The 15145-nt window shown below is 68.0% G+C and carries 7 protein-coding genes and 1 pseudogene; 3 read left to right on the top strand and 5 right to left on the bottom strand.

The features are described from left to right. The first annotated feature begins 119 nt into the window (after positions 1–119). A complete protein-coding gene (locus ACWEKS_RS43410) occupies positions 120–1874 on the top strand; it encodes an MFS transporter (protein ID WP_452345551.1) in 1755 nt (584 codons plus the stop codon). A 168-nt stretch (positions 1875–2042) separates the two neighbouring features. Here the strand turns inward: ACWEKS_RS43410 and ACWEKS_RS43405 are convergent, their stop codons facing one another. The 5 genes and pseudogenes from ACWEKS_RS43405 to ACWEKS_RS43385 all read right to left on the bottom strand — a co-directional run bounded on the left by ACWEKS_RS43405 (position 2043) and on the right by ACWEKS_RS43385 (position 12229). Next, entirely contained in the window at positions 2043–4301 is a 2259-nt protein-coding gene (locus ACWEKS_RS43405) for an MMPL family transporter (RefSeq protein ID WP_452345550.1), read from the bottom strand. A gap of 79 nt (positions 4302–4380) precedes the next feature. Next, positions 4381–8628, bottom strand: a pseudogene (locus ACWEKS_RS43400) (type I polyketide synthase). 89 nt (positions 8629–8717) lie between these two features. Next, complete coding sequence (locus ACWEKS_RS43395; RefSeq protein WP_452345549.1) at positions 8718–8999, bottom strand: acyl carrier protein; 282 nt, start codon at positions 8997–8999, stop codon at positions 8718–8720. 33 nt (positions 9000–9032) lie between these two features. Continuing rightward, positions 9033–10778: a fatty acyl-AMP ligase gene (locus tag ACWEKS_RS43390; protein ID WP_452345548.1), complete on the bottom strand. Its 1746-nt coding sequence runs from the start codon at positions 10776–10778 to the stop codon at positions 9033–9035. Positions 10779–10945: 167 nt separating this feature from the next. Next, positions 10946–12229, bottom strand: coding sequence for a cytochrome P450 (locus ACWEKS_RS43385; RefSeq protein WP_452345547.1), 1284 nt, complete (start codon positions 12227–12229; stop codon positions 10946–10948). 107 nt (positions 12230–12336) lie between these two features. Here ACWEKS_RS43385 and ACWEKS_RS43380 point away from each other — a divergent pair, with 107 nt between their 5' ends. Both ACWEKS_RS43380 and ACWEKS_RS43375 read left to right on the top strand, forming a co-directional pair. Further along, the gene (locus ACWEKS_RS43380) at positions 12337–13971 is read left to right on the top strand and encodes a GMC oxidoreductase (RefSeq protein ID WP_452345546.1); all 1635 of its coding nucleotides are present in this window, start codon (positions 12337–12339) and stop codon (positions 13969–13971) included. A gap of 30 nt (positions 13972–14001) precedes the next feature. Next, positions 14002–14871: an SDR family NAD(P)-dependent oxidoreductase gene (locus ACWEKS_RS43375; protein ID WP_452345545.1), complete on the top strand. Its 870-nt coding sequence runs from the start codon at positions 14002–14004 to the stop codon at positions 14869–14871. The last annotated feature ends 274 nt before the right edge of the window (positions 14872–15145 follow it).

The raw sequence follows: 15145 nt of genomic DNA, 5'->3' as shown, positions 1-15145 counted from the left end.
GGCTTGGTCGACTACCTGGCATCGCTGGGACGTGCCGTGCCCGCGGGGAAGGGGCCGGTGGGGCATTTCGACCCGTCCCTGATGAGTCTCGCCACGGTACGGAAATAACCCACGTGGCGATGCCGCAAGCCCGACCGGACGGCAGGCGTGCCGCCATACAACACAACCGTGACGATGCGGATTCACCCGATCGCGGCCACTCCGCACCCAGCACGCCGCCGGAACGCCGACGTTGGATCGCGCTCGCCGTGGTCCTCGTCGCGGGGTTCATCGATCTGCTGGATTCCACCATCGTCAATGTCGCGGTGCCGAGCATCCAGCGTGACCTCGGGGCGCAGTATGCGCAGCTCGAATGGATCGTCGCGGGATACGTGCTGGCTTTTGCGGCAGTCCTCATCACCGGTGGCAGGCTCGGCGATATCTACGGCCGCCGCCGGGTGTTCCTGACGGGCGTTGCAGGGTTCACCATCGCGTCGGCGCTGTGCGGCATCGCCGTCAGCCCCGGCATGCTCATCGTCTCGCGGTTTCTCCAGGGCGGAAGCGCGGGGCTGATGGTGCCGCAGATCCTCGCGATCATCCACGTCACATTCCCGCGCGAAGAGCGCGGCCGGGTGCTGGGCATCTTCGGTGCCGTGGTCGGATCGGGGGCAGTGGTCGGGCCGACCGTCGGTGGTGTGCTCGTCGACTGGAATGTGTTCGACCTCCAGTGGCGGCCGATCTTTCTGGTCAACGTCCCGGTCGGTATCGCGGCCGTCGTGGCGGCCCTGTTCGTGGTGCGCGAATCGAGGTCCGCGACCGCTCCGAAGCTCGACCTCGTCGGCGCCACCCTCGCCACGGCCGCGATCGCGATGCTTGTGTACCCGCTCACGGAAGGACGCCGATTCGGCTGGCCGGCCTGGACTTTCGTCATGATGGCGGGCGCGGTCGCGATGCTCGCGGTCCTTGTCGTCCACGAGAACCGGCGAACCCGGACGATCGGTTCACCGCTGATCGTGCTCGGATTGTTCCGGCGGCGGTCGTTCTCGATCGGCAGTGTGCTCTGGCTGATCTTCTGGATCGCGCTCGGTGGCTTCTTCCTCGTCTGGACGCTCTACATGCAGGTCGGCCTCGGCTGGTCTCCGCTGCGGGCCGGTCTGACCTTCGGCGTGTTCGCTGTCGGCGCTGCGGCGGCGGCAGGCATCTCCGTGGAGATGCTCGTACCCCGGTACGGACGGCGAGTGCTGATGGCGGGGGCACTGCTCAATGCGACGGGCTTCGCGGGCTACGTGTGGGCCGCGTGGCACTATGGTCCCGCGATCACCTCGTGGGAAATGATTGCGCCGCTGGCCATTTCGGGTCTCGGCTTCGGCCTGGTCGTCTCGCCGACCATCGATTTCGTCCTGGCCGAGGTCCCCAAGGACGATGCCGGTTCGGCGTCCGGCCTGCTGAACACCGCTCAGCAGCTCGGCATCGCACTCGGGGTCGCACTCGCCGGGGTGGTCTTCTTCGCCCAGCTCGACAGTGGTTCCGGCCGCGGCGTCGACGTGGTCGCACCCCAGGTCCGCACCGAATTCACCGCGGCCGGCCTGAACACACAAGCGCAGACGCAGATCCTCTCCGGTTTCCGGGCATGCGTGCAGGACAGATCGGCCGGCACCAACCCCGCCGAGACCCCTCCGAGCTGCCAGGCGATCCAGGGTCCGTCCACCCAGCCTGGAAAGCCCGATCGGGTCGCCGAAATCCTCAGCGATGCAGGCAAAAAGGCCAACGCCGAGAACTTCTCCCGCTCGTTCGGAAGCACGCTGTGGTGGGGCGTAGGAATTCTCGCCGCCGTCTTCGCGGGATTCTTCGCGGTGCCCGGACGCGCGGCGCACCACGATCCGGACGATCTCTGACTATCGAACTTCCTTGCAGCAGCGGGCTCAGCAGACGGTGTCTCATGTCGCTGTGATTCGTTCGTCGCGTGTCGGATTCGGTTGCGCGGCATGATGTCCGGCCGTGATCGATGAGTTGTCGCGCCGCCCGGTGGTGTTCGACGAACCAACCATGGGTGATCGAGGGCATCAGCCCGCGAGTTGTCCTGCCATCGAACCTGTCGCCGTACCGGCGCTCGACGGCCTGTCGATGGAGATCACTTCGGCGACCATCGGTGTCCGTACCCGCGGGCTGGGGACCGTCGACGATTCCTTGCACCCGATGCGGGCGTGCAGCCGGCGCAATGGTCCTGGCGCCCACCAGTTCAGGTCGCCGGCGATCCGCATGAAGGCCGGGACCAGCACGCCGCGGATCAAGGTGGCGTCGACGAGGACGGCCAGTGCGGTACCGATGCCGAACATCTGCATGAACGACAGGCCGGTCGCGAAGGACAGCAGTGTCACGGTGAGCAGGGCCGCCGCGCTGCTGACGATGCGGCCGACGCGGCCCAGGCCCTCGATGGTGGCCGCGGTGGTGTCCGCGCCGGCGTCGTGGGCCTCCTTGATACGGCCCAGCAGAAAGATCTCGTAGTCCACCGAGAGGCTGAATGCGATGCAGCACAGCAGCACCACCATCGCGATATTGAGCGGTGCCGGGGTGAAACCGAGCAGCCCGGCCAGGTGACCGTCCTGGAACACCCAGACCAGGGCGCCCAGCACGGCCGAGAGCACGAAGATGTTCAGCACCAGCGCCTTGATGGGCACCACGATGCTCCCGGTGAACAGGAACAGCAGCACCAGTGTCGCTCCCGCCATGATCGCCAGCGCCGGTGCCAGCCGGCCGGTGATCGCGGCGCGGCTGTCGATCAGCGACGCCGTCGGCCCGCCCACCGAATGGTCCCCCGGTAGCGCGCGAATCGCGCGTACCAAAGCCTGCGAAGCCGCACTCTGGACGGTCGTCGACGGCTGAACCTCCACGAATCCGGTTGTCCCCGAGACGAATCGGGCGGCAGCCGGCCCGGGTGCGGTCACCAGCACGCCACCCTCGTACCGCCCGAAGGCGCCGTCGACGTGGCGGACGCCCGGCATGGTCGAGACCTGCCGGGCGAGCGGTTCCAGCGCTTGCGGGTCGCGATCGGACAGCACGGTGACGGCGTTGGACATCTCCGCCGGGTAGTCGTCCCGGATCGAGGTCGTGACCTGGCGGGCAGCCGAGTCGGCCGGCAGCGCCCGCTCGTCCGATGTCGCGAACTGCGCGTGCGCGAACGGGATTCCCATCAGCAGCAGCAGCGCCATGACTCCCAGCGCGGCCCGCAGCGGCCGGCGCGTGACGGCCATCGCGGTGCGCCGCCAGAATCGTGACGGCTGCGCCAGCCGATCCCGGCGGCGGCGCAATGCCAGGGCATCGACGCGGGATCCGAGCAGGCTCATCAGGGCCGGCAGGACGACGACCGCGGCCAGCGCGGCCAGCAGCACCACCACGATCGCGGCGATACCGACCGACCGCAGGAAAGACGTGGGAAACACCAGCATTCCGGCCATGGCGACGGTGACGGTGGCCGCGCTGAACAGGATCGTGCGTCCGGCTGTCGTGACAGCCTCCACGACAGCCTGTTCCGGCTCGTGACCGCGTTGTCGCTCCTCGCGGAATCTCGATACCGTCAGCAGCCCGAAATCGATTGCGAGCCCGAGCCCGAAGGCGGTGGCGACGGTGAGCGCATACACTGACACCTCGGTGACATGGGCCAGCCAGAAGAGCACCCCGGTGGTGGACACGATCGAGACGACGCCCACCGTCAGCGGCAGCAGCGCGGCCATCACGCCGCCGAACACCACGATCAGCAGGAGCAGGGTCGCGGGCAGTGCGATCGATTCGGAGACGACGAGATCGCGGTGCACCCGGCCCTCGATGTCGTTGGTCAGGCCGAGCTTGCCGCCGGCCCGCACCTCGATCGCCGGGTCGTCGGCGGGCAGGTCGTCGACGACCCGCTTGGTGATCTGCGCCGCCGCTTCCGGGCTGCTGTTCGGGTGCAGCAACACCAATCCGGACCGGCCGTCCGCGCTGCGCAGCTCCGGCGTACCGGTGGACCAGTACGAGCCCACCACCGCCACGTCCGGTTCCGCGGCGATCTTCTGCGTCAATCGCTGTGCGGCCGTTGCCACTTCGGGGCTGCCGACATCGCCGTCGCGCGCGGTCACCTGCAGGATCAGATCGGGGGAGCCGCCGAACCGGGTGTCGAGGACGTCCTGGACCTGGGCGGACTCCGAGTGCGGATCGTCGAATCCGCCGACCTTCAAATGCTGGGACACCCCGGCCCCCATCAGGCCCGCGAGCACGAGGACGACGGTGGTGAGGGCGAGGACCAGCCGGGGGTGTGCGACGGTGGCGGTGGCAAGGCGTCTCAACATGGCAGGCTCCCGCCGCCGGCGTGGTGGAAGCAGAACAACCTCAGGCCCTGCTCGTCGGCGGGCCGAATCAGATACCGGGTCATGGCAAGGCGGCCAATCCCTCGGCCAGCACGCGTACGGTGTGCCGGATCTGCTCTTCGGTGTGGCACACCGTGACGAAGAACCGCAGCCGGGCCAGGTTCTCGGGCACGGCCGGATACAGGATCGGATTGACGTTGATTCCGCGCCGCAGCAACGCATTCGACAGTGCCAGCGTCTTCATCGAATCACCGACGATGCACGGGATCACGGGCGTGGCGAAGCTGTCGCCGGTGTCGATGCCGGCCCTCCTGGCCAGTTTCAGGAACAGCTCCGACCGGGTCCGCAGCTGCTCGAGCAGCGCGGGCTGGGACCGCAGCTGCCGGAGCGCCGCCAGCGATGCCGCCGCATTGGGCGGGGTGATGCCGACGCTGTAGATGAATCCGGGCGTGGTGTATTTGAGGAACCGGATGAGCTCGGCGCTGCCCGCCACGTACCCACCGCACCCGGCGAGCGCCTTGGACATGGTGCCCGACCACAGCTCCACATCGGCACGGTCGACGCCGAAATGCTCGCCGATGCCGGCGCCGGTCGCGCCGAGCACCCCGATGCTGTGCGCCTCGTCGATCATGAGCAGCGCGCGGTGCTTCTTCTTCACCGCGACGAGCGCGGGCAGATCCGGGATGTCACCGTCCTGGCTGTACACGCCCTCGATGACGATGAGCACTCGCCGGTATTGATGCCGAATCTCGGTGAGCAGGCGGTCGAGCGCCTCGTGGTCGTTGTGCGGGAACGGCCGCCGGGAGGCGCCGGAGAGCTTGCAGCCCTGCAGAATACTGTCGTGCGCCAGGCTGTCGTGCACGATCAGGTCGCCCTCCCCACCAATGTGCCCGATCACCGTCACATTGGTGGCGTGCCCGCTGACCATCGCGAGCGCATCCTCGGTGCCCAGCAGGGCGGCGAGTTCCCGCTCGAGTTCGGCATGAATCGGTTTCTCGCCGGAGAGCAGCCGGCTGGCCGAGCACGAGCTGCCGTACCGCGCGACCGCATCCTGGACCGCCGACACGACAGCGGGATGTCCCGACAGGCCGAGGTAGTTGTAGCTGGAGAAGTTCAGCACCTCGCGGCCTTCGATCACCGACGTGTCCCGGGTGATTCCGTCGTTGACGAGGAAGTAGGGGTTGGACATGCCCAGGGACTCGGCCAGCGCGATGCGCTCCGAGATCGCCGTGACCTCGGGGAAATCCGCGATGCGATGCTGGGGTTCGACGGCCGGTCGTGGTTCGGCGACGGGTTCGGGTACGACGTGCTCCCCGCGGTGACGCGCGACGAGTGCGGCCACATCGCCGAGAGTCGTTGCGGGGGTGTACCAATTCGGCTCGACGACCAGTCCGGGGAACTTCCTGGCGAGGCCGCCGGACAGGTCGGCGATCATGATCGAGTCGAATCCCAGGTCGCCGCTGAGGGTTTGGGTGATGCTCACCTTGTCTGCCGGAAATCCGCTGACCCGAGCGACTTCGGCGCGGACGGCAGCCGAGATGGCCGTAACCTGCTCCACCGGGGTGGGCTGCACTCGTGTTTCCGGTGTGGCCGAAGTGTTCCGGGCCGCGGCCGCGAGGACGGCGGCCTGCTCCCGGAAGAGCTCGATCAGTTGATCCATGGTGGTGTCCGTCGTGTGTCGTGTTGTCGGCGTGGGTGTTCCGGTGCTGGGCGCGGGGGCATCCACCTGCGTCCAGAAGCGGTGGGTGGTGGCGAACTCGTAGCCGCCGATGCGGTGCCGCACCCGGGCGGCGGGCTCGTAGAGGACGTCCCAGTCCGGGTTCAGGCCGTCGCGATACAGCGCCGCGACCGTCGAGTCGAGCTCGTGACCGGTCGCATCCGGCCCGGGACAGGGCACCTGGATCGGCAGGTCGAGCTCGGCGTGGGCACGGCCGACCATCGGGGCCAGCGTGCGCCGGGGACCCACTTCCACGAGGTGGGTGGGCTCGGCCCGCAGCGCGGCCGCCGCGGCATCGGCGAACCGCACCGTGGCCTCGACGTGTTCCACCCAGTAGGCGGCGTCCATCGGCTCGCCGGCGTCGAGCAGGCGTCCGCGCACGCTCGAATAGATCGGGATTTCGGGCCGGCGGTAGTGGCATTCGCCGGCCACCTCGGCGAAGGCGTCGAGCATCGGCTGCATCAGCGGCGAGTGGAATCCGTGCGAGACGGTGAGCGGGCGCGCGGTGATCCCGAGGTCGGTGAGCACCGCACCGATCCGTCCGACGCCGTCGGCGGCGCCGGACAGCACCAGCTCCCGTGGACCGTTCACCGCGGCCACCGCCACATGGGGCTCGGCGGCGATCAACTCGGCGAGCTCGGAGCTCGTGCCGCGGACTGCGAGCATCGTTCCACCGTCGGGCAGCTGCTGCATGAGCCGGCCGCGGGCGCAGACCAGCCGGCACGCGTCGTCCAGGCCGAACACTCCGGCGACCGCGGCGGCCGCCTATTCGCCGACGCTGTGGCCGAGCAGCCAGGCCGGCTCGACGCCGAGGTCGGTGAGCACCCGGGCCAGCGCGTACTCGATCGCGAAGATCGCCGGCTGCGCGAACTCGGTCCGGTGCACGAGTTCGCTTCCGCCGAGCAGCAGTTCGGTCACCGAACGGTGCAGGTGCGGTGCCAGCTGCGCGTCCACCTCCGCGAGCGCCCGCCGGTAGGCATGACTGCGCTCGTACAGCGCGCGCGACATCCCGGGATACTGCGAGCCCTGGCCGGTGAACAGCCAGCCGATCGACAACGGCTGCGCGACACCGGAATCGGGCCCCGTGCCCGAGGCGAACGCCCGCAGCGCCGACACCGCCTCCGTCCGGTCGCCGACCGCGAACGCCAGCCGATGCCGGCCGGAGGACTTCACGAGATTGCTCGACCAGCACAGCCGATTCAGGGCGGCGGGATCGTGGTCGATGTGCTCGGCGAGCCGGGCGGCGTTGCGCCGCAGACCATCCCGGTCGTTCGAGGAGACGGTGAGCACGCCGCCGCCGCCGGTCGCCGCCGGAACGCTGGTCGCGGGAGCGTCGGCCAGCAGCATGTGCGCATTGGTCCCGCCCATACCGAAGCTGCTGACGGCGCCGTGAATCGGGCCGTCCGGCAACGGCATCGGCTCGTGCAGCAGTCGCAGCCCGTGGGCGGCCAGCCGCAGCCGCGGATTCTCGTCGGCGGCGAACCTGGTGGGCGGGACGACGCGGTGGCGCAGGCTGAGCGCCACCTTGATCAGGCCCGCGATGCCGGCGGCGCCCTCGGTGTGGCCGAGGTTGCCCTTGATCGACCCGATCGCGCACGGCTGCGGCCGCTCGACCGCGTGCACCGCGCCCAGCGCCTTGGCCTCGATCATGTCGCCGAGAACCGTTCCCGTGCCGTGCGCCTCGACGAAGGCGACCTGCTCCGCGGACACGCCGGCGCGCCGGTACGCCTCGGCGATCACCTGCTGCTGTGCCCAGCGGTTGGGCGCGGTGATGCCGTTGCTGCGCCCGTCGTTGTTCACCGCACTGCCCTTGATCACCGCGTGGATCGGCAGACCCTCGGCCAGGGCATCGGCGAGCCGCCGCAGCACCACCACCGCGACGCCCTCGCCGCGGCCGATGCCGTCGGCCTTGCCGCTGAACGGCTTGCACCGCCCGTCCGGGGCCGACAGGCCGGCCTGGGTGTAGAAGACATTGAGCGTGGGCGTGACGGTGATGTTCACCCCGGCGGCGAGAGCCTGATCGCATTCCCCTGCCGACAGTGCGACACACGCCTGGTGCACAGCGACCAGCGAGGACGAGCAGGCGGTATCGACGGCCAGACTCGGGCCCTTCAGGTCCAGCTGATAGGAGATCCGATTCGCGGTCATGAAATAGCCGTTACCCGAACCCATTTGGGGCGTGATGCGCGCGTAGTCGCGCAGGTGCACGGTCGCCCACTCGTTGGCCATGACGCCGACGAAGACGCCGGTATTCGACCCGGACTGGCGGCGGGGGTCGAGGGTGGCGTCCTCGAACGCCCGCCAGGCAGCCTGCAGCAGCAGCCGCTGCTGCGGATCCATCGCCTGCGCCTCACGCGGTGCGATACCGAAGAACTCGTGGTCGAATGCGTCGGCATCGCAAAGGAATCCGCCACTGACGTTGTTGACCGATCCCGGTCCGCCCGCCGGATCGTGGAATTCGCCTGCCCGCCAGCGCTGCTCGGGCACCTCGGTGACGGCATCGGCGCCGGCCATCAGCAACGCCCACAATGCTTCGGCATTCGGTGCCTGCGGGAATCGGCAGTCGAGGCCGACGATCGCGATATCGGTCATGCTGTGTCGATCGGGCATGCGCGTCGGCTCTGCGTGGTTACGCTGCGCAAGCGCGGGGAGGCAGAGCGGCGCCTCCAAGACTTGACCGCTCATGCCGCCGACTCACGGTGCAGGACAGCCTCGTTCGCGATGAACCCGGCCAGTTCGGCGATCGTCGGATAGTCGAACACGACGGTGGCGTCGAGCTCGAGATCCCACTCGTCCTCGACCTCGCCGCACAGGCTCACCGCGGACACGGAGTCCAGGCCGAGCTCGGCCAGCGGCAGCATGGTGTCGACGCTGTGGGCGGGCTGGTCCAGATAGCCGGCGACCCGCTCGACGAGCCACTCGATGATCGGCGCTGCCGCACCGGCAGCCGTGTGCGTGTGCATCGTGGTGATCCCCTTGTGGTTTCGGCTGTCGGATCAGCCGAGGGTGGCCAGGGCGCGGGTGCGCAGCCGTTGGACGGACGGTTCGATCTGTTCGTGCAGCACCGAGTCGATGGTGTTGTCGAAGAAGGCCGCTCGCATGGAGCCGCGCTGCACCTTGCCGCTGGTCGTGCGGTGCACGCTGCGGTGCTCCACCAGCACCACATTCGGCGCCGGCAGGTCGAACGCCGCGGCCACGGTGGCGCGGATGCGGGTTGCCAGTTCGGCGGGGGTCGATTCGCCCAATGCGGTGGTCCGCACGCCCTGGATCAGCAGCAACCGCTCCTGCCGGCCGGTTTCCACGGCCAGTGCGACTCCCAGTGAGTCGGCGAGTGCCGGGTGCTCCGCGCGGACGGCTTCCTCGATGTCATGGGGGTACAGATTGCGGCCGTTGACGATGATCAGATCCTTCAGCCGGCCGGTCACGAAGACTTCGCCGTGATGGATCGCGCCGAGGTCGCCGGTGCGCAGGTACGGTCCCTGCCCGGCGATGCGCGCACCGAACTTCTCGCGTGCTTCTTCCGGTCGGTTCCAATAGCCCTGTGCCACACTGTCTCCGGCGATCCAGATCTCGCCGACCCGGCCATCGGGCAGCGCCTGCAGCGTGTGCGGATCCACGATCCGGATCTCCATTCCCGCTACCGCCGGCCCGTTACCGACCAGGCGGATTCCGTGCTCGGCCGGTACCAGCCGGTGGGCTTCGAGCTGAGCTGGATCGACGGTCAGATACTCGAGCGGGCGCCCGGGCGGGCTGATGGACCCGATCAGCGTCGCCTCGGCCATGCCGTAGCCGGGGGCGAAGATGTCGGCGGCGAATCCGGCCGGGCCCAGCCGCTCGATCACCGCCTGGAGGGTCCTCGGCCGGATCGGTTCGGCACCGACGAGCGCGCCCCGCAGCGATGACAGGTCCAGCTCCGCCAGCTGCGCGTCGCTCACGCGCCGGGCGAGCAGGTCGTAGGCGAAGTTCGGCGCGACAGTGGCGCGGGCGCGGTAGCGGTGGATGGCCTCGAGCAGGCTCACCGGTCGCTTGAGGAACGTCATCGGTGACATGAACACCAAGTTCGCGCCGTGGTAGATCGGCTGCAGCAGCATGCCGATCAATCCCATGTCGTGGAAGTGCGGCAGCCATCCGACCGTGGTGTCGAGATCGGTGGCGCCGAGGGCCGTGCTGGTGGCGGCCGCGTTGTGCACGAGATTGCGGTGGGTGACCACCACACCCCTGGGCGCACTGGTGGAGCCGGAGGTGTACTGCAGGAATGCGACTGTGCCGGAATCGATCTCGGGCATCGCCCAGGCCTCCGGGTCACCCAGATCGGCGGTATCGTTCGCGGCGACCGACACCTGCACGCCCGCCTCCCGGGCCCAGGCGGCGAGCGGATCCCGGAACTCACCGGTCGTCAGCACCAAACCGGTCCCGGTATCCGTGAACATCCCCGCCACCCGCTGCATGCTGCGCGCATCGTGCGGAACCGGGGCCGGTACAGCGATCACGCCCGCATACAGGCAGCCCAGGAAGGCCCGCAGGAATTCGAGCCCGGGGGGATACAGCAGCAGCACCGGCCGGTCGGCCTCCGGGCGTTGTGACAGCCAGACCGCCATCGCCCGGGCATCGCGGTCGAGTTCGCGATAGCTCGCAGGCTGCTCGATCAATTCGCGGCCCTGCTCGCGCAGATACGTGTAGCGCCGCGTATCGCCATAGGTCGCGGCCTGCTCGCGAATATGCGCGACGAAGGTGGACTGCATTCGTGAACTCCCGGGATGTGATTCGTGTACCAGGTGCGACAGATTTGCTGGCATTTGTCGCACTACCTGGAAAAGAATCTTCCGGGTCGGCGGTTGCGCCGAATAGCCACCAAAGGTGGAGACCACCTTCACCCCCCGTGGTCACATTCCCGCTGGAGGGGGCCCTGTCAGTCGGCAGATACCTTAGCGGGCATGGAGCGGTAGGCGTGCAGGTTTCGCAGGGGATGCGGGATCGGTGGACCGTCCAGGCGCAGATCCGGGTACCGCTCGAAAAGGGCTCGCAGCGCGATGGCGCCTTCCAGCCGCGCGAGCCGGGCTCCCAGACAGCCGTGTATCCCGCTGCTGAACGCGAGATGCTCCGCGGCGTTGTCCCTGGTCACATCGAATTGCTCGGGGTCGGGGAAGACCGTGGGATCGTGGTTGGCTCCGGCCAATGACAGCAGGACCAGGGATCCCGATCTGATGTGCTGATGATCGATATCGACGTCACAGTTCGCGACCCGGCCGGTCATCCGCACGGGACCGTCGTAGCGCAGGATTTCCTCGACCGCGTTCGGCCACAGCTCCGGCCTTGCGGCCAGCAGTTCCAGCTGGTCCGGATGGCTTGTCAGCAAGGCGATTCCGTTGCCGAGCATGTTCACCGTCGTCAAGAATCCGGCATCCAGGAGCAGGGCCGCATTGGCCATCTGCTCGCGGCGGGTGAGTTCGTCATTCGCCACCAGCATGCTGAGCACGTCATCGCGCGGCTCGGCGGTGAGCCGATCGAGGTGCTGGTCGAAGTACTGTTTGATTTCGGCCAGGTCTTTGACGGCGTCGCGATAGGTGGTCCAGTCCAGGCCTCGTTCGAGCAGCGGCGCACCCGAGTCTCCCCATTTCAGCAGGGTCGAATGCATGTCCTGCGGCAGCCCGAGAATTTCGGCGATGATCGTGACCGGCATCTGCGCGGAAAAATCGCTGATCAGATCGGGTCGAGGATTCGAATCCAGGCGGTCGATCAGGTCATCGGCCACTTCGGCAACTCGCTCCTCCAACGTCGCGATCGCCTTCGGGCCGAATGCCTGCCCGACCATGCGCCGGTACCGGGTGTGATCCGGCGGATCGGTCACCAGCATCGAGGGCGGTTCGCCGAGGTTGGGAAGTCCCGGATCCGTCTTGGCCAGCATCCAGCGGATCGGCTTCGGCAGGGCTGGATGATTGGGCGAGACCACGCCGAAGCGCCGGTCCCGGAGGACGAGCCGGCAGATTTCGTAATCCGCGGTGATGTACACCCCCGACATCCGGGGAATCCGGCCCTGCCGCCGGATCTCCTCGATATGCGGCGATGAGCCGAGCAAGCTGTCCGGGGAGAGGGCGAGATTCCCCAGCGGCTCACCTCGACGTGCCGACCACCGGAGGTAGGTCCGCAGGAAGCCGTGCATGAGCAGCCATCGAGTCCATGTGCGAGTCAACATCGTCACCTCTCACCCCTGACCCGCTCCCTATGATAGTGATTCGCTATGGCCTATCGCAGCTACCCGAGGGTGACGGAGTGACGTTCGGATCAGGCGAGGGGCCCACCATGGACAGGCGCAGTTTCATACAGGGCGTCGGCGTGGCTGCGGCGACGCTGGGCTTTGCCGGCGTCGGCGCGGCCACATCTGTCGCACGGGCCGACGATGTCGACCAGAGCCCGAAGACGCCGGAATATCGCACGCTGCTGCCGGAAATCTTCCAACCCCTGCCGGATCCCGCCGATCATGTACCGGCGATCGTCGTCGGATCAGGGTTCGGGGCGTCGGTCACCGCGCTGCGCCTGGCGCAGTCCGGGATGGACGTCGCAGTGCTCGAGCGCGGATCGCGCTGGCCGAATGATCCGTGGCGCAATATCTTCACCGTCGACACGGTTCCGGATGGCCGCGGCTTCTGGCATCGCACCACCTTCACCGGGGTGAACAGGATCCCGCTTGCTTTCGATCCGTTCGGCGGGGTCCTCGATGTCTGCAGCTACCCGGGCATCGACGTGTGGCGCGCCGCGTGTGTCGGCGGTGGCTCGGTCGTGTTCACCGGGGTGATGATCGAGCCCGAGCAACGGTTCTTCGATCACGTATTCCGCGGCGTGGTCGACTATCGCGAGATGCATGACATCTACTACCCCAGGGTCCGAAAGATGTTGCGGCTCAGCCCGATACCGGACGACATCTACAACTCCTCCGCGTTCACGCACTCCCGCGCCTGGGACGAACAGGTCCGCGCGGCCGGATATACGCCGCAGCCCATCGACGGTATCTGGAAATGGGACGTCATCCGCGACGAGCTGGCCGGGCGATCGAAGGCGTCGGCGACGGTGGGCTGTTCGGACCTCGGCAATTCCAACGGGGCGAAGTTCGATCTGAACCAGAACTACCTGCGCGGTGCCGAGGACACCGGCCGCGCTCGGATCTATCCGGGCCATCGCGTGGACGCCATCGCCGAGGAGCCGGGAGCGCCGGGTCGCTATGCCGTCGCCGTGACCAAACTCGCCCCGACCGGCGCGGTGCTCCGCACCCGGACGCTGACCTGCGACAGGCTGTTCCTGGCCGCGGGCTCCCTCGGCACCTCCGAGCTGCTGGTGCGCGCGCAGGCGACCGGCGCGCTGCCGAACCTGAACGAGTACATCGGCCAGGGCTGGGGCAGCAACGGCGACGTCGCCCTGGCCCGGCCGCTCACCGTGCTCGATATGGGCACGCAGGGTGCGCCGTCAGCGAGCCGGATTCTGGACGAGTCGGGCGCACCCGTGACGCTGGAGAACTGGTTCATCCCCGGCACGACGCCTTTCGATATCGGCCTGCTCGGATCGCTGGGCATCGTGCTCGACGACACTCGCGGCCGGTTCGTCTGCGATCCGGCCGACGGGCGCGTGCACCTGCTGTGGCCAACCGGCGGCGCCGCCGGTTATCTCGCGCGAGCGCGCGAGGTCAACGACACCATGATCGGTAACGGTCAGGTTTTTACTCTCTCGGGCCTGGATGCGGATGCGTCGTTCACCGCCCATCCGCTGGGCGGCGCAGTGATCGGACGTGCGACGGACGCGTACGGCCGGGTGCGTGGTTACCGAAACCTCTATGTCATGGACGGGGCGGCGGTGCCCGGGAGCACCGGAACGGTGAACCCCGCATTGACGATCAGCGCGCTGGCCGAGCGCAATATCGAACAGATCATTCGTTCCGGCGGGTAGTGGAATAGTCCAGCGATACAGTCGAGAGCTGTGGACGAGACTCCGGTCGCACACCGTCGGCGGTCGCTCGCCGAGCGAGTGGCGATCCGGCTGCTGTACCCGACATTCCGGCCCACTACGGAGTCCTTACGGGAGGCCGTCGCCGGCAAGGTGGTGCTGGTGACCGGGGCCTCGCACGGTATCGGCAAGGCCAGCGCGCGGAAGCTGGCCGCGGCGGGCGCGGTGGTGCTGCTGGTGGCGCGTTCCCGGACCGAATTGGAACGACTGGCCGCCGACATCACGGCCGCCGGCGGCGTAGCCCACGCCTACCCGGCCGACCTGACCGACACCGATGCCGTCGACCGGCTCGGCCGGATGCTACTGGCCGAGTACGGGCACATCGATGTGGTGATCAGCAACGCGGGCAAGTCGATTCGACGTCCCATTGCCGAATCCTACGGCCGCTTCCACGATTTCACCCGCACCATCGACATCAACTATCTCGGCCCGGTGCGGCTGCTGCTGACTCTGCTGCCCGATATGCGCGCACGCGGGCAGGGGCACATCGTGAACGTCTCCACCTGGGGTGTGCTCATGCCGCCGAGTCCGCGCTGGTCGGCCTACGGTGCCTCGAAGGCGGCCTTCGACGTCTGGCTGCGCAGCGTCGCCGCCGAAATCGCCGGTGACCACGTCACCACCACCTCGGTCTACATGCCACTGGTGCACACCAGAATGAGCGCCCCCACCGACTTCGGCCGGATGCCCGGCCTGACCGTCGACGAAGCCTCCGACCTCGTCACACACGCCGTCACCGCCAAACCCCGCGACGTCGCCCCGTGGTGGGCAGTCCGGGTCCAAGCCTGGTCCGCCGTCCACCGCGACCAGGTCCAGCGCTTCATGGAACGCAGGTTCCATCGCTGAAGACCGGATCGCGGCGGGCCCCGCCGGCGTGTCGTCCCCATTACATTTCGGCGGCATTCTTATGGCAAAGGTATAGCCATTGCATCGCGCCGGACAATTTGGAATGCCGACCGGTGCAAATGCGGGAATGCAGAGACATTTAGTCGTCGAATCGAACGTGGCAAGTCACTCAATCGTTGCTGTTCGACCGCAGCGGCGTTCCCGGTGAAGTCTTCGGGGAATACCCGGTGCACTGCGCACCTTCCTAGTGGATATGGAAACTATCCCAGCGTGC

The organism is Nocardia sp. NPDC004711 (assembly GCF_053601595.1).
This window is presented reverse-complemented; position numbering and strand designations above follow the sequence as displayed.